Below are 15,662 nucleotides of genomic sequence, written 5' to 3'. Positions count from 1 at the left end.
ACAGACTCCTGATACGGGTTCGCGCCTTGAAGGGCTGCTTTTGAACGACTGCGCCAATCACCCCCGACACCACTGTGAGGGGTCGGTGGGTTTGCCTTGCTGGCGTATTGCAAAATACAGCGCTGGCGTGCTCTGCCCGCCGCTGGTACCTACGGTGGCGATGGCATCACCGGCCTTGACCACGTCGCCGGCCGATTTGAGCAGGGTCTGGTTGTGACCGTACAGGGTGAGGTAGCCATTGCCATGGTCGAGAATGACCAGAAGCCCGGCGCCGCGCAACCAGTCGGCGAACACCACGCGGCCCCCATGCACCGCATGCACCTGGCTGCCGGCCGGGGCGCTGATCATGACACCGTCCCATTTGGTGCGCACATCGTCGCCGCGGGTTTCCCCGAAGCGTGCCAACAGTCGACCATCGACAGGCCATGGAAGTTTTCCCCGCGCCGAGGCAAATGCGCCGCCGAAGCTCTCGCCACTGCTGGACACCAATGGGCCGGTCGGTGCGCGAGGGGTCTGAGGCGCCGGTGCCGGCGCTTCTCGCGTCGCGGCCGCGGCGGCCGCTTCACGCTGGCGCCGTTGTTCAGCCTCTTGGGCCGCCAACAGGGCCTTCTGCCGGGCTTCCTCGGCTTCACGCGCCTGACGCGCCAGGGTTTCCTCGATGGTCTTGAGCACCTTGGCCAGGTCTTCCTGGTCCTGCTGGCGAGCCTGGAGCTTCTGGTCGCCCTGCTTGTACTGGTCGTTGAGCTTGGCCAGTGCGACCTGACGCTCCTTGCGCACCTTGTCGAGGTCTTCGCGCTGGCTGTCCAGATTGCCTTGCTGCACCAGCAGTTGAGCCTGCTGCAGGTTGATGTCCTTTTCCACGCCGGCCAGTTTCTGCAGGGTCTGGTTGAAATTCTTCAACTGTTCCAGACGGGCTTGGCTCAGGTAGTCGTAATAGGTCAGGGTGCGGGCGAACTTCTCCGGATTCTGCTGGTTGAGCAGCAGTTTCAGGTATTCCTGGCGCCCGCTCTGATAGGCCGCACGGGCCTGGATGGCAATGAGGCGTTGCTGTTCGACCCGGGCGGCCTGGAGCTTGGCTTTTTCGCCATGCAGACGCTCCAGTTCGCCCTCAGTCTTTTTTAGTTCTTTTTGCAGGGCCTCCACCTGCTTTTCCAGCTTGCCCATCTCGGTTTCGGTCGTGCGCAGCTCTTTCTGCACCCCGGATCTTTCTGCCTGCACCTTGCCAAGGGTTTTCTGCAGCTCGGCGATGTCTTTGCGGGTGGCGTCGATCTGCTGCTGGGTTTGCGCGCGCTCGTCGGCGAAGGCCGGGCCGAGCAGGCAGGTCAGGGTCAGGAACATCAGGGTGCGGAGCATGGGTCAGCCTTGTACCAGGATCGAAGTGCCGGTCATTTCTTCGGGCTTGGGCAGGCCCATCAGCCAGAGCATGGTCGGCGCCACGTCGGCCAACACCCCGCCTGGGCGTACCTTGACGTCACGCTGACCGACGTAGATGAACGGCACCGGTTCGGTGGTGTGCGCGGTGTGCGCCTGGCCGGTGCAGACATCTTCCATCTGCTCGCAGTTGCCGTGGTCGGCGGTGATCAACGCTTCGCCACCGACTTTGTCGAGTGCGGCGGTGATACGGCCCACACAGGTGTCCAAGCATTCCACCGCCTGGATCGCCGCAGCCATGATGCCGCTGTGGCCGACCATGTCGCCGTTGGCGTAGTTGACCACGATGACGTCGTAGCGCTGCTGCTCGATGGCTTCGACGATGCGGTCGGTCACTTCCGGGGCGCTCATTTCCGGTTGCAGGTCGTAGGTCGCGACTTTGGGCGACGGCACCAGGATGCGTTCTTCACCGGGGAATTCTTCTTCACGTCCGCCAGAGAAGAAGAACGTCACGTGGGCGTACTTTTCGGTTTCGGCGATGCGCAGTTGGGTCTTGCCGTTCTTCGCCAGGTACTCGCCCAGCACGTTGTTCAGGCCGGTAGCGGCGAATGCCGCCGGTGCCGGGATTTTCGCCGAGTATTGGGTCAGGCCCACGTAGCCGGCCAGCTTGGGCTGGCGGTTGCGTGGGAAATCGCTGAAGTCGTCTTCGACGAACACGCGGCTGAGTTCGCGCGCGCGGTCGGCGCGGAAATTCATGAAGATCACGGCGTCGCCGTCTTCCACGCGAACAGGCTCGCCTACCGTAGTGGCCTTGACGAATTCGTCGCTCTCGCCGCGCTCGTAGGCGGCCTGCAGACCCTGCACGGCAGTGGCGGCATGAAATTCCGATGCGCCATCGACGATCAGGTTGTACGCCGCGCTGACGCGATCCCAGCGGTTGTCGCGATCCATGGCGAAGTAACGCCCGATCAGGCTGGCAGTGCGGCCGTGGCCGAGGCGGGCGAAGGTCGCGTCCATCAGCTCAAGCGACGCCTGCGCGCTCTTGGGCGGTGTGTCGCGGCCATCGAGGAAGGCGTGCAGGTAGAGCTTCTGCGCGCCGCGACCGGCGGCCAGTTCGGCCATGGCCACCAGGTGGTCCTGGTGGCTATGCACGCCACCGTCGGACAGCAGGCCCATGAAGTGCACCGCCTTGCCCGCCGCCACGGCCTTGTCGACCGCCGCGCAAATGGTCGGGTTGGTGAAGAACTCGCCATCGCGGATGGCCTTGGTCACGCGGGTGAAATCCTGGTAAACCACACGCCCGGCGCCCAGGTTCATGTGGCCGACTTCCGAGTTGCCCATCTGCCCGTCGGGCAGGCCGACATCCATGCCCGACCCCGAGATCAAGCCGTTGGGCTGGCGTGCCATGAGTGCATCGAGCACCGGCTTGCGAGCCGAATAGACCGCGTTGTACTCGTGGTTTTCACTGTGACCGAAACCATCGAGGATGATCAGGACCAAGGGTTTGGGCGTGGCTGTCATGGATCCCACTCGCTATGTCAGAAGAGCATTCAGGAGAAGCCCGGCATTTTAGGGCATTGCGGGCCTGCGTGACGAATCATGGCGGTTTATTTCACCACAAGCGCAAGAACAACCATCACAGACCCGCAATGATGCCGAGCGGTTCCGTCCGGCGGGCTTTGGCCGGACTTGGCGGCTGTGTATACTGGCCGACATTTTAACGCCCTGGAACCCGCTGATGGTTGCTCACCTGATTGAATTCGCCACAAATCACTATCTGCTCGTGACCGCGTTCGTGGTCCTGCTGGTCATGTTGATCATGCTGGAAATGAGCAAGGGTGCCAAAAGCCTCAGCCCCCGTGAGCTGACCGCTCTGGTCAACAGCGAGCAGGGCGTCGTCGTGGATATCCGCAACAAGAAGGACTATGCCGCCGGCCACATCGTGGGCGCATTGAGCATTCCCCAGGACAAGCTGGCGACCCGTATCGGCGAGCTGGAAAAATACAAGGGCAAGACCCTGATCGTGGTCGACGCCATCGGCCAGCACGCCGGTACTGCCTGTGCCGAACTGGTCAAGGCCGGCCACACCGCCGCCAAGCTGGCCGGCGGCGTATCGAGCTGGCGTGCCGACAACCTGCCCGTGGTGAAGTGACATGAAATCGATCGTCGTGTACTCCAGTGACTACTGCCCGTATTGCTCGCGGGCCAAGTACCTGCTGGAAAGCAAGAAGGTGCAGTTCACCGAGATCAAGGTCGACGGCAAGTCCGAGCTGCGTCGCGAGATGGCCGCCAAGGCCGGCCGTACATCGGTGCCCCAGATCTGGATCGGCGACCTGCACGTCGGCGGCTGCGACGATCTGTTCGCCCTCGAGCGCGCCGGCAAGCTGGACGCGTTGCTGAAGGCCTGACCGGCCTCCTTACCCCCACACCTCTGAAGATCACAAGGATCTGCGATGACCGACCAAGCGAACAATGGCGCTGCCGCCGAAAACGAACCGCAGTTCTCGCTGCAGCGCATCTACGTGCGTGACCTGTCGTTCGAGGCCCCGAAAAGCCCGGCGATCTTCCGTCAGCAGTGGGAACCCAGCGTTTCCCTGGACCTGAATACCCGCCAGAAAGGCCTGGAAGGTGACTTCCACGAAGTCGTGCTGACCCTGTCGGTTACGGTCAAGAATGGTGAAGAAGTCGCGTTCATCGCTGAAGTGCAACAGGCCGGTATCTTTCTGATCAAGGGCCTGGACGAAGGCTCGATGAGCCACACGCTCGGCGCATTCTGCCCCAACATCCTGTTCCCTTACGCCCGCGAGACCCTGGACAGCCTGGTGACCCGCGGTTCGTTCCCGGCGCTGATGCTCGCCCCGGTGAACTTCGACATGCTTTACGCGCAGGAACTGCAACGCATGCAGGAATCGGGCGAAGCGCCTACGCCGCAGTAAGCATTGCCGTGCCGTGAGCAAAAAGCGCCCTTCGGGGCGCTTTTTTTGTGGGAGCGGGCAGGCCCTTTAGCGGGCATAGAGCTCGCCGCCCGCCCCGCTCCCACAGGTCAAGCCCACCTCTAAAGGTTGCAGCATTACCCTGTGGGAGCGGGCTCTGCCCGCGAAGAGGCCCTCAAGCCCTACTCAAACCCCAGCTGTCGCCAGGCTTCATAAACCGCGACCGCCACGGTATTGGACAGATTCAAACTGCGGCACCCTTCGCGCATCGGCAGGCGCAGCTTGTGCTGGCTGTCCAGCGCATCCAGCACCTCGGCCGGCAGCCCACGGCTTTCCGGGCCGAACAGGAACGCATCGCCCTTCGCGAAGCTGGCATCATGGAAGGGTCGCGAACCCTTGGTGGTGAACGCGAACACCCGTGGCTGCCCCAGGCTTTCCAGGCAGCTAGCCAGGTCGACATGGCGCTGCAAGGTGGCGTATTCGTGGTAATCGAGACCTGCCCGACGCAAGCGCTTGTCGTCCAGCTCGAAGCCGATCGGCTCTATCAGGTGCAAGGCACAACCGCTGTTGGCACACAGCCTGATAATGTTGCCCGTATTGGGCGGAATCTCTGGTTGAAAAAGGATCACGTGAAACATGCGCGGCACCGAACTGAAGGACGGGCAGCATTCTACTCCTGATCCGGGCGAGCGTTCGCAACTGTGGCCACGGGTTTTGGGCTCGCTGGCGATCGTGGGCCTGCTGATTGGATTGATGATCGGCCGCCTGGCCAATCCCGATCCTGCACGGCTGGACAACATCGAAGTACACCGCGACGGGTTGGTGTTGTGGTTTAACGACGAGCCCCGAGTGCACAGCGAAGTAGTAGAGGGCACGGTGGCAATGCTGTTCGATGCGACCGGCGCGCCGGCCAGCGGGCGTTTGCTGGTGGGCGGCAAGCCGGTGAGCTGGCGCATTCAGCGCAGTGATGAGGGGTTGTTGCTGACGGCGGTGGCGGCGCGCCCTTTGCAGATGCAATGGCGCGGGGTACAGCTCGAAGGGCGCTGGCAAACCACCATCGAGCTGCGCGAGCAATAAAAGAGGGGACCCCGGCCTGCCTGTACCGGAGCCCCCCAAGCGGGGTGGAACACTTGGCTTGCGGCCAGGTGTTTCGGTGTAAAGAAGGGGAGTCCCGGCCTGCCTGTACCAAGGTCCCCAAAACAGTTGTGCGGTGTTCCAGCCTTGGCTGGAGTCGCGGTGTAAAGAGGGAATCCCCGGCCTGCCTGTACCAAGGTTCCCGAAACTGGGTAATGGTTAGTACATTGCAGGTGGCGTGCCAGTTTTGTTGCAGAAGCTTTCTGAAAGCCCAAAACGTTCGGCAGTCCTATCTATCTAACTGAACTGTAAGGAAAAATTATTTAGATCGGATCACAGTTTCTTGGCCTGATGAAGCGAACGAGGTTTTATCCAGGCGATAAGCGATGTTTAACAGCGCATCCTGTGGGTGCACTGCACAAGGCGAATGCACAAAAGCAGAGAGTTTCTTCAAGCCCCCTGTAGCAGCGGCGCGAGCCGCGTCGGCGGTATGTGCGGTGTACCAGACCCCCCGCGGTGAGGCCGGACGCGGCTTGCGCCGCTGCTACAGAGATCACGTACGCCTGTGGGGGTGTGTGCGGGGCATCTGACGTACCCCTGTAGCAGCGGCGCGAGCCGCGTCGGCGGTACGTGCGGTGCACCAGACCCACCACAGTGAGGCCGGACGCGGCTTGCGCCGCTGCTACAGGGATCGCGTACCCTGGGGGGTATGTGCGGGGCGTCAGGCTTCTTCGACTTCGTCCTCGTCGGCGCCATCGACCTTCATGCCCAGTTCCTTGATCTTGCGGGTCAGGGTGTTGCGACCCCAACCCAGCAGCACGGCGGCGTCGCGACGGCGTCCGGCGGTGTGCTTCAGGGCTGTCTCGATCATGATCCGCTCGAAGCTGGGCACGGCGCTGTCGAGCAGGCTCGACTGGCCGCGTGCCAGGGCCTGATCGGCCCACTGGCGCAACGCCTGCTCCCAGTTGGTCACCGGCGCCGCGTCCTGCGGCAGGCTGAGCAGCTCGGGCGGCAGGTCGCCAGTGTGCACTTCGCGCCCGGACGCCATTACCGTAATCCAGCGGCAGGTATTCTCCAGCTGGCGCACGTTGCCGGGCCACGGCAAGTTCTTCAGGTATTCCTCGGTCTCGCTCTTGAGCAGCTTGGGCTCGACTGCCAGTTCCTGGGCAGCGCGGCTGAGGAAATGGCGGGCCAGGGTCGGGATGTCTTCGCGACGGTCCGACAGGCGCGGGATGTGGATGCGGATCACGTTGAGGCGATGGAACAAGTCTTCGCGAAACTTGCCGGCGTGCACCAGGGTTTCCAGGTTCTGGTGGGTGGCGGCGATGATACGCACGTCGACCTTGACCGGAATGTGCCCACCAACGCGATAGAACTCGCCATCGGCCAGCACGCGCAGCAGACGCGTCTGGGTATCGGCCGGCATGTCGCCGATCTCGTCGAGAAACAGCGTACCGCCGTCGGCCTGTTCGAAGCGGCCACGGCGCAGGTTGGCCGCGCCGGTGAAGGCGCCCTTTTCATGGCCGAACAGCTCCGATTCCATCAGGTCCTTGGGGATCGCCGCCATGTTCAACGCAATGAACGGCGATGCGGCCCTTGGGCTGTGCCGGTGCAGGGCGTGGGCGACCAGTTCCTTGCCGGTGCCCGACTCGCCGTTGATCAGCACGGTGATGTTGGAGTGGCTGAGTCGGCCGATGGCGCGGAAGACTTCCTGCATGGCCGGCGCTTCGCCGATGATCTCGGGCGTGCGGGTCAGCGCCGGGACTTCGGTCAGGCCCTGCTGTTCCTGGGCATGCTGGTTGGCGCGCTTGACCAGCGACACCGCCTCGTCGACGTCGAACGGCTTGGGCAGGTACTCAAAGGCGCCGCCCTGGTAGCTGGCCACCGCGCTGTCCAGGTCCGAATGGGCGGTCATGATGATCACCGGCAGGCGCGGATGCTGCTCGCGAATGCGCGCCAGCAGGTCCAGGCCACTGGCGCCGGGCATGCGGATGTCGGAGATGATCACGTCGGGCTGCTGGCGTGCCAGCCGGCTCATGACGCCATCGGCGCTGTCGAAGCTCTGGGTGGTCATGCCTTCTTGCTGCAGGGCCTTTTCCAGGACCCAGCGGATGGAACGGTCGTCATCGACGATCCAGACAGTTTCACTACGGCTCATGACGAAGCGGCTCCTTGTTCCAGCGGCAGGAAGATCGAAAACGTGGTGTGGCCGGGGTGGCTTTCACATTCGATCAAGCCTTGGTGCTGACTGATGATGTTCTGGGTAATGGCCAGCCCCAGGCCGGTGCCGTCGGGACGGCCACTGACCATGGGGTAGAAGATGGTTTCCTGCAATTGGGCAGGAATGCCCGGCCCGTTGTCGGTGATCTCGATCTTGCTGACCAGGCGGTGGCGCACGTGGCCGATGGTGAACTGGCGCATGGCGCGGGTGCGCAGGCTGATGCGGCCCAGGCGCAGCTCGTTCTGGCCGCTGATGGCCTGCATGGCGTTGCGTACGATGTTGAGCACGGCCTGGATCATCTGTTCGCGGTCGATCAAGACATCGGGAATGCTCGGATCGTAGTCGCGCACCAGGGTGATGCAGCCCTGGCTTTCGGCCTCGACCAGGTTGGCCACACGCTCCAGCACCTCATGGATGTTGGTCATCGCCAGCGAGGGCAGCTTGTTCGAGCCGAGCATGCGGTCGACCAGGTTACGCAGGCGGTCGGCTTCCTCGATGATGACGTTGGTGTAGTCCTTGAGGCTTTCTTCGGGCAGCTCGCGAGCCAGCAGCTGGGCCGCGCCGCGGATGCCACCCAGGGGATTCTTGATTTCGTGTGCCAGGCCGCGCACCAGCATTTTGGTGGTTTCCTGCTTGGACAACTGCGCCTCTTCCTTGGTGATGCGTAGCAGGCGATCGCGTGGATGCACCTCCAGCAGCAGCCAGGTCGCGCCGTTGCTGAGGATCGGCGTCACGGCATAGTCGACCGTCAGCGTCTGGCCGGCCAGTGCGGTCAGCATCGCTTCGCGCTTGGTGAAGGGGTGAGCCTGTTCGACGGCCTGGCGCAGGGAATTCAGCGCTTCGGTGGATTCGGTGAACAATTCGCTGATGAACTGACCATGGCTGCGTTGGCCACTGATCGCCAGCAACATCTCGGCTGCGGGGTTCATGTACTCAAGGCGCAGGTCGGCGTTGAGCAGAATGGTGGCAGTGGTGAGGTTGTCGAGTAACAGTCGGTGCAGGGCATCGCTGATGGTCATGGGGACGGGTGACCTCTTTTGGCACAGGGCGCCCGTGGCAATGCCCGGGTTCGCGCGCGAAACAAACTCGCTGGTGCAAGGAAAATGCAAGAACCAAACCAAGGCTCCGAAAAGAAGCGCCGATCGTACAAATGCGTGCCACAGGTGCTCGACCGGTATGCCGCGAAGCACCGCGCGCAGCCATTTCGAACCAAAATGGAACCGCACGCCTCACGATGAGCATGATAGCGCACCATATGGGTGCGCATGTGTTACCGGATATTTAGCGACCGAGAGCTGCTCAGTCGTCTTCCGGCTTGTCCTTGAGCGGACATTCGGGGCGCACACCGTAGTCGGCATTACGACAAGGGTGAACGCGCCGTTTCTGGATCAGCGATATACGCTGCAGATGCACGGGCTGTGCGGGCGTACGCTCGATCACATGGTCGTCCTGATCGATGATCTCGGCGGCCAGGCTATGGGTGCCCCGGTCGACATTGCTCAACGCGAACACCGGACTGCGCCCGGGTGCCTGGGCAACTTCGCCGTCCAGCAACAGGCGGTAGCGATGATTGGGCTGCAACGCCGGTTCGCTGGTGAGGGTCACGATCAGTGAGCCGTCTTCTTCGCGCACGGCGGTGTCCGGCAGTGGCCCCAGAATACGCAGCATCTGATAGCGCATCGCAGGCGCCTTGTTCGGCACAGGCACCTTGCTGGTGCGTGGCGGCGCAACCGTGGCCGGTGCGGCGGAGCTGGAGCGCTCCGGCATCGGCACGCGCTTGGCGCCCTGGCCGGGCTGGTCGGTGAACACCCGGTTGCCGTTGGCGTCGACGTAGGTGTACACCGCAGCCTGGGCCGACGCGGTGCTCAAGGCCAGCCAGAGCAGCGCCCAATACCTCATGGAAGATGAACCCGCTGCACCGTGAAGGTGACGGTGGCGCTTTCCTGGACGACCGCGTCCTGGCTGTCGACGACCTGCACTGCCAGGCTATGTTCGCCGCGATCGACATTCACCAGTTGCAGGCGCGGTACGTTGGTCGGCTGGCCATAAGGCTGGCCGTCGAGGACCAGGCGCAGCCGGTCTCCGGAGCGCAGGCGGGGCACGATCGCTACGCCGACATCGAAGGTACCGTTGTTGGCGCGAAGCGCTTCATCGCTAGGCAGCCCGGTCAGTTCCAGCTGGCTGTACTGAGTCTGCGGCACCTGGACGGCGGTGCTCGGCAGGGTCACCGGCGCCGGCTTGCGCAGCGATTCGACGCTGTTGAGCGGCGGTAGCTCGACCGTCTGGCTCGCACGCCCCTCGGGTGGTTGATTGCTGTAGGCGGTGTTGCCCTGGGCGTCGGTGTACTTGTAGATCTGCGCCGCGGCAGGCAGCGAACACAGCAGTAGCAACAGGCAGGCTAGGGGTGAGCGCATGGAGACTTCTCTGAGTGGCGCTTGCATGGGGGCCAGCATAGAGCAAATGGCGGCGCGGGTGCATCGTTGCCACGGCAGCCGCCCAACGAAAAAAGGCCACCCGAGGGTGGCCTTTCTGTCACATCACAGGGATCAGACGCTGTAGTACAGGTCGTATTCCAGTGGGTGTACGAAGGTACGAACCTTGATTTCTTCTTCGCTCTTCAGGTGAATGAAGGCATCGATGAAGTCGTCGCTGAACACGCCGCCCTTTGTCAGGAACGCACGGCCCTTGTCCAGCTCTTCCAGGGCTTCCTTCAAGCTGCCGCACACCTGTGGGATTTCCTTGGCCTCTTCAGGCGGCAGGTCGTACAGGTTCTTGTCGGCAGCGTCGCCAGGGTGGATCTTGTTCTGGATGCCGTCCAGGCCAGCCATCAGCAGGGCTGCGAAAGCCAGGTACGGGTTGGCTGCCGGATCCGGGAAACGGGCTTCGATACGACGGCCTTTAGGGCTGTTGACGTAAGGAATGCGGATCGAGGCGGAACGGTTGCGAGCCGAGTAGGCCAGCATCACTGGAGCTTCGAAACCTGGGACCAGACGCTTGTAGGAGTTGGTCGACGGGTTGGTGAAGCCGTTCAGTGCCTTGCCGTGCTTGATGATGCCGCCGATGAAGTACAGGGCGGTGTCGGACAGGCCGGCATAGCCTTCGCCGGCGAAGGTGTTCTTGCCGTCCTTGGAGATCGACATGTGCACGTGCATACCCGAACCGTTGTCACCGTACAGTGGCTTGGGCATGAAGGTAGCGGTGCGGCCGTAGGCGTCGGCAACGTTGTGCACGACGTACTTCAGGGTTTGCACTTCGTCGGCCTTGGCGACCAGGGTGTTGAACTTGACGCCGATTTCGTTCTGGCCGGCAGTCGCCACTTCGTGGTGGTGAACTTCGACGACCTGACCCATCTCTTCCAGTGCGTTGCACATGGCGGTACGGATTTCGTGGTCGTGGTCGACCGGAGGCACTGGGAAGTAGCCGCCCTTGACGCCCGGACGGTGGCCCTTGTTGCCGCCTTCCACATCCTGGTCGGTCATCCAGGAAGCCTGTTCCGAGAAGATCTTGAACATGGAGCCGGAGATGTCCGACTTGAACTTCACTTCGTCGAAGATGAAGAATTCAGGTTCCGGACCGACGAACACGGTGTCGCCGATACCGGTCGACTTCAGGTATTCCTCGGCACGGTGGGCGATGGCGCGTGGGTCGCGATCGTAGCCTTGCATGGTCGACGGTTCGATGATGTCGCAGACCAGGATCAGGGTCGGCTCTTCGGTGAACGGGTCGAGCACGGCAGTGCTGTCGTCGGGCAGCAGGATCATGTCGGAGGCTTCGATGCCTTTCCAGCCTTCGATGGAGGAGCCGTCGAACATCTTGCCGACTTCGAAGAAGTCGTCATCCAGAGCATCGCGCGCTGGCATGGTCACGTGCTGCTGCTTGCCTTTGGTATCAGTAAAGCGCAGATCAATCCACTTGACGTCATGATCTTTGATGAGTTGAACCGACTTCGACATGTTGTCCTCCGGGGTGGAATAGGGCCAATTATGAAAGGGGCCCCCAAATATGAGTGATGCCGGGCCCGATAGTCGGCCAAGGCAACCTGCCTCACAAGGGAGCAATTTGCATGCCAGTGCCCCGTGATGGGCGCAACGCCGCTGTGCACGATCCCTATGTTCGAGCACATTCCCCTGTAGCAGCGGCGCAAGCCGCGTCATGCTCTGTTTCAGGCATCGGTGCGTATAAAGGCTGGACGCTGCATGCACCACTGCAACAGGGGGCTGTGGTGAATGTGGGTGCGCTGGTTTGGTGCGGGGTGTTTGTGGGTGGTCCAGAATGGTGCGTTTGGCCGTTCGTACGATAACTGGTCAAACCTTGAGCAATTTCCGCTATAATCCGCGCCCCTCTTTTCAGGCTGGCATTTCGCGCGCTGTTTTCATGAAACTTATCGTAAAAGTCTTCCCAGAGATCACCATCAAGAGCCCGCCGGTGCGCAAGCGCTTCATCCGCCAGCTCGCCAAGAACATTCGCATGGTGCTCCGTGACCTGGACCCGCAGCTGATGGTCACTGGCGTGTGGGACAACCTTGAAGTCCAGACCAAGCTGACGGACGCCAAGGTGTTGCGCGAGATGAACGAGCGCCTGAGCTGCACGCCAGGTATCGCGCATTTCCTGCAAGTGGACGAATACCCGCTGGGCGACATGGATGACATCGTGGCCAAGTGCAAGGCGCACTTCGGCCCGCTGCTGCCTGGAAAGATCTTTTCGGTGCGTGCCAAGCGTGCCGGCAAACACGCGTTCAGCTCGATGGACGTGGAGCGCACCGTCGGCAGCCAGTTGCGCCGCGAGTGTGGCGCCGCCGGCATCGACCTGAAGAAGCCCGACGTCGTGGTGCGCCTGGAAATCCGTGACCAGCGCCTGTTCGTCATCCATGGCCAGCACGATGGCATGGGCGGCTATCCGTTGGGCGCCCTGGAACAGACCCTGGTGTTGATGTCCGGCGGGTTCGACTCCACCGTTGCGGCCTACCAGATCATGCGCCGTGGCCTGATGACGCATTTCTGCTTCTTCAACCTGGGCGGTCGCGCCCACGAACTGGGCGTGATGGAAGTCGCCCACTTCCTGTGGAAGAAGTACGGCAGCTCCCAGCGCGTGCTGTTCATCAGCGTACCGTTCGAAGAAGTGCTGGGCGAGATTCTCGGCAAGGTCGACAACAGCCACATGGGCGTGATCCTCAAGCGCATGATGCTGCGTGGGGCCACGCATTTCGCCGACCAGTTGAAGATTCCTGCGCTGGTCACCGGCGAAGCCATCTCCCAGGTGTCCAGCCAGACCCTGCCCAACCTGTCGGCGATCGACAGCGCCACCGACAAATTGGTGCTGCGGCCACTGCTGGCCAGCCATAAACAGGACATCATCGATCAAGCCGTTGAAATTGGGACTGCCGATTTTGCCAAACACATGCCAGAATATTGCGGCGTGATTTCGGTCAACCCGACCACCAGCGCAAAACTGCCACGTGTCGTGCATGAAGAGAAGTCCTTCGACATGGCTGTGCTTGAGCGAGCGCTGGAACGTGCCAAGCTGGTGTCCATCGATGAAGTCATCGACCAGCTGGGCCGGGATATCGAAGTCGAAGAGGTCGGCCAAGTGCTGCCCGGACAGGTCGTCATCGATATCCGCCACCCCGATGCCCAGGAAGACCAGCCGTTGTCACTGGCCGGCATCGAGGTCCAGGCAATGCCTTTTTATGCCCTGAACAGCCGCTTCAAGGAACTGGACTTCACCCGTCAGTACTTGCTGTATTGCGACCGGGGCGTCATGAGCCGACTGCATGCTCACCATCTGTTGAGTGAGGGACATGCCAATGTGCGCGTTTATCGTCCGACATAGAGTTCCGGGGTTGAATGGTGGATCCATCCGCCATCGCCCCCCCGACCACAGGGTCGGTTGCAACATCGTTGATTAATATTCGCCACGTAGAATGCGCGGCAACCGAATCCTCTGATCGAGATACACAAGTGATCGAAAATCTACGCAACATCGCCATCATTGCTCACGTTGACCATGGTAAGACCACCCTGGTAGACAAACTCCTGCGTCAGTCCGGCACTCTGGAGCGCAACGAGCTCAACGACGAGCGCGTGATGGACTCCAACGACCAGGAAAAAGAGCGCGGCATTACCATTCTGGCCAAGAACACCGCCATCAACTGGAACGGCTACCACATCAACATCGTGGACACCCCGGGCCACGCCGACTTCGGTGGTGAAGTAGAGCGCGTGATGTCGATGGTCGACTCCGTGCTGCTGCTGGTCGACGCTCAAGACGGCCCTATGCCGCAAACCCGTTTCGTGACCAAGAAGGCGTTCGAAGCCGGCCTGCGTCCGATCGTCTGCATCAACAAGGTCGACCGTCCTGGCGCGCGTCCTGATTGGGTTCTGGACCAGATCTTCGATCTGTTCGACAACCTGGGTGCCACCGAAGAACAGCTGGACTTCAAAGTCGTCTACGCCTCGGCCCTGAACGGCATCGCCGGTCTGGACCACGCCGACATGGCCGAAGACATGACCCCGCTGTACCAGTCGATCGTCGACAACGTTCCAGCGCCAGCCGTGGACCGTGAAGGTCCATTCCAGATGCAGATCTCCGCTCTGGACTACAACAGCTTCCTGGGCGTCATCGGCGTTGGCCGTATCGCGCGTGGTTCGGTCAAGCCGAACACCCCGGTTGTGGCCATCGGCGCCGATGGCAAGAAGCGCAACGGCCGTATCCTCAAGCTGATGGGTCACCACGGTCTGCACCGTGTAGACGTCGAAGAAGCCGCTGCTGGCGACATCGTCTGCATCAGCGGTATGGACTCGCTGTTCATCTCCGACACCCTGTGCCACCCGGACACCGTCGAGGCGATGAAGCCGCTGACAGTCGACGAGCCGACCGTTTCCATGACCTTCCAGGTCAACGACTCGCCTTTCTGCGGTAAAGAAGGCAAGTTCGTCACCAGCCGTAACATCAAGGACCGTCTGGACAAGGAACTGCTCTACAATGTGGCCCTGCGCGTTGAAGAAGGCGACTCGGCCGACAAGTTCAAGGTCTCCGGCCGTGGTGAACTGCACCTCTCGGTACTGATCGAAACCATGCGTCGCGAAGGCTTCGAAATGGGTGTCGGTCGTCCGGAAGTGATCATCCGCCAGGTTGATGGCGAGAAGCAGGAACCGTTCGAGAACGTCACCATCGACACCCCTGAAGAATCCCAGGGCAAGGTCATGGAAGAAATGGGTCTGCGTAAAGGCGACCTGACCAACATGGTGCCGGATGGCAAGGGCCGTGTTCGTCTGGAATACAACATCCCTGCTCGCGGTCTGATCGGTTTCCGTAACCAGTTCCTGACCCTGACCAACGGTGCTGGCATCCTGACCTCGATCTTCGATCGCTACGCTCCGATGAAGTCGGGCCACATGTCAGGTCGTCAGAACGGCGTACTGGTTTCGGTCGAAACCGGCAAGGCGCTGACCTACTCCCTGGAAACCCTGCAGGCGCGCGGCAAGCTGTTCGTCGAGCACGGTCAGGAGATCTACAACGGTCAGATCGTCGGCCTCAACAGCCGCGACACCGACATGGGCGTCAACCCAACCAAAGGCAAGAAGCTGGACAACATGCGTGCCTCGGGTAAAGACGAGACCATCGCTCTGGTTCCGCCTGTTCGCTTCACCCTGGAACAGGCCCTGGAATTCATCCAGGACGACGAGCTGTGCGAAGTCACGCCGAAGTCGATCCGTCTGCGCAAGAAGATCCTGGACGAAGGCGAGCGTACCCGCGCTGCCAAGAAAGCCAAGAACTGATACGTAGTTCCGGTTGATCGAAAAGCCCCCGGCGCGAAAGCGTTCGGGGGTTTTTTTATGGCTGTGGGTGCTAGCAGGTCTGGCCTCTTCGCGGGCAGAGACCCGCTCCCACAGGGGGCTTGGGTGTGTCAGGGAGGCCTTCGCGGGCAGAGGGCTCGCCGCCCACGGATGATCGCCGCCATTGTGGGAGCGGGTCTCTGCCCGCGAAGAGGCCGGCTTTGGCACCGTAAAGCCCTCTATCGTTCGCCCTCCAGTTTTCCACCCCCAGGCCGATAGTGCAGGCAA

At 61.8% G+C, this 15,662-nt stretch carries 14 protein-coding genes; 6 read left to right on the top strand and 8 right to left on the bottom strand.

Features of this window, described 5'->3' with window-relative positions; translation table 11 throughout:
• Positions 1 to 57 precede the first annotated feature (57 nt).
• Together LT40_RS14500 and gpmI are read right to left on the bottom strand one after the other, a co-directional pair.
• Positions 58 to 1,353: a murein hydrolase activator EnvC family protein gene (locus tag LT40_RS14500; RefSeq protein WP_043191470.1), complete on the bottom strand. Its 1,296-nt coding sequence runs from the start codon at positions 1,351 to 1,353 to the stop codon at positions 58 to 60.
• 3 nt (positions 1,354 to 1,356) lie between these two features.
• Positions 1,357 to 2,892, bottom strand: coding sequence for a 2,3-bisphosphoglycerate-independent phosphoglycerate mutase (gene gpmI, locus LT40_RS14495; RefSeq protein WP_043191469.1), 1,536 nt, complete (start codon positions 2,890 to 2,892; stop codon positions 1,357 to 1,359).
• A 217-nt stretch (positions 2,893 to 3,109) separates the two neighbouring features.
• Here gpmI and LT40_RS14490 point away from each other — a divergent pair, with 217 nt between their 5' ends.
• The 3 genes from LT40_RS14490 to secB are packed head-to-tail and all read left to right on the top strand — an operon-like array spanning position 3,110 to position 4,307.
• Complete coding sequence (locus tag LT40_RS14490) at positions 3,110 to 3,523, top strand: rhodanese-like domain-containing protein (protein ID WP_043191466.1); 414 nt, start codon at positions 3,110 to 3,112, stop codon at positions 3,521 to 3,523.
• 1 nt (position 3,524) lies between these two features.
• A complete protein-coding gene (gene grxC / locus LT40_RS14485; protein ID WP_043191464.1) occupies positions 3,525 to 3,779 on the top strand; it encodes a glutaredoxin 3 in 255 nt (84 codons plus the stop codon).
• Positions 3,780 to 3,824: 45 nt separating this feature from the next.
• Entirely contained in the window at positions 3,825 to 4,307 is a 483-nt protein-coding gene (gene secB / locus LT40_RS14480) for a protein-export chaperone SecB (protein ID WP_043191461.1), read from the top strand.
• A 179-nt stretch (positions 4,308 to 4,486) separates the two neighbouring features.
• On the opposite strand, the gene trmL is transcribed toward secB, so the two are convergent.
• Complete coding sequence (gene trmL, locus LT40_RS14475; RefSeq protein ID WP_043191458.1) at positions 4,487 to 4,942, bottom strand: tRNA (uridine(34)/cytosine(34)/5-carboxymethylaminomethyluridine(34)-2'-O)-methyltransferase TrmL; 456 nt, start codon at positions 4,940 to 4,942, stop codon at positions 4,487 to 4,489.
• On the opposite strand from trmL, the gene LT40_RS14470 reads away from it, so the two are divergent.
• Complete coding sequence (locus LT40_RS14470) at positions 4,941 to 5,381, top strand: hypothetical protein (protein ID WP_043191456.1); 441 nt, start codon at positions 4,941 to 4,943, stop codon at positions 5,379 to 5,381. The genes trmL and LT40_RS14470 overlap by 2 nt on opposite strands.
• A gap of 718 nt (positions 5,382 to 6,099) precedes the next feature.
• Here the strand turns inward: LT40_RS14470 and ntrC are convergent.
• From ntrC to glnA, 5 genes are all read right to left on the bottom strand, one after another.
• The gene (ntrC, locus tag LT40_RS14465; RefSeq protein WP_043191454.1) at positions 6,100 to 7,536 is read right to left on the bottom strand and encodes a nitrogen regulation protein NR(I); all 1,437 of its coding nucleotides are present in this window, start codon (positions 7,534 to 7,536) and stop codon (positions 6,100 to 6,102) included.
• Positions 7,533 to 8,618, bottom strand: coding sequence for a nitrogen regulation protein NR(II) (gene glnL, locus LT40_RS14460; protein WP_043191452.1), 1,086 nt, complete (start codon positions 8,616 to 8,618; stop codon positions 7,533 to 7,535). Before glnL ends, ntrC begins: the two co-directional genes overlap by 4 nt.
• A 280-nt stretch (positions 8,619 to 8,898) precedes the next feature.
• Positions 8,899 to 9,498, bottom strand: coding sequence for a DUF4124 domain-containing protein (locus tag LT40_RS14455; protein WP_043191451.1), 600 nt, complete (start codon positions 9,496 to 9,498; stop codon positions 8,899 to 8,901).
• Entirely contained in the window at positions 9,495 to 10,013 is a 519-nt protein-coding gene (locus LT40_RS14450; RefSeq protein ID WP_043191448.1) for a DUF4124 domain-containing protein, read from the bottom strand. The genes LT40_RS14455 and LT40_RS14450 overlap by 4 nt, the downstream gene beginning before the upstream one ends.
• A 132-nt stretch (positions 10,014 to 10,145) precedes the next feature.
• Positions 10,146 to 11,552 carry a glutamate--ammonia ligase gene (glnA, locus tag LT40_RS14445; protein ID WP_043191445.1) on the bottom strand — a complete coding sequence of 469 codons (1,407 nt, stop codon included), beginning with the start codon at positions 11,550 to 11,552 and terminating at the stop codon, positions 10,146 to 10,148.
• A 421-nt stretch (positions 11,553 to 11,973) separates the two neighbouring features.
• On the opposite strand from glnA, the gene thiI reads away from it, so the two are divergent.
• Both thiI and typA read left to right on the top strand, forming a co-directional pair.
• Positions 11,974 to 13,428 carry a tRNA uracil 4-sulfurtransferase ThiI gene (gene thiI, locus LT40_RS14440; RefSeq protein WP_043191442.1) on the top strand — a complete coding sequence of 485 codons (1,455 nt, stop codon included), beginning with the start codon at positions 11,974 to 11,976 and terminating at the stop codon, positions 13,426 to 13,428.
• A 128-nt stretch (positions 13,429 to 13,556) separates the two neighbouring features.
• Positions 13,557 to 15,377, top strand: a complete 1,821-nt coding sequence (gene typA / locus LT40_RS14435) for a translational GTPase TypA (protein WP_043191439.1) — start codon at positions 13,557 to 13,559, stop codon at positions 15,375 to 15,377.
• The last annotated feature ends 285 nt before the right edge of the window (positions 15,378 to 15,662 follow it).

This window comes from Pseudomonas rhizosphaerae (assembly GCF_000761155.1).
GTDB classification, from domain to species: domain Bacteria; phylum Pseudomonadota; class Gammaproteobacteria; order Pseudomonadales; family Pseudomonadaceae; genus Aquipseudomonas; species Aquipseudomonas rhizosphaerae.
This window is presented reverse-complemented; position numbering and strand designations above follow the sequence as displayed.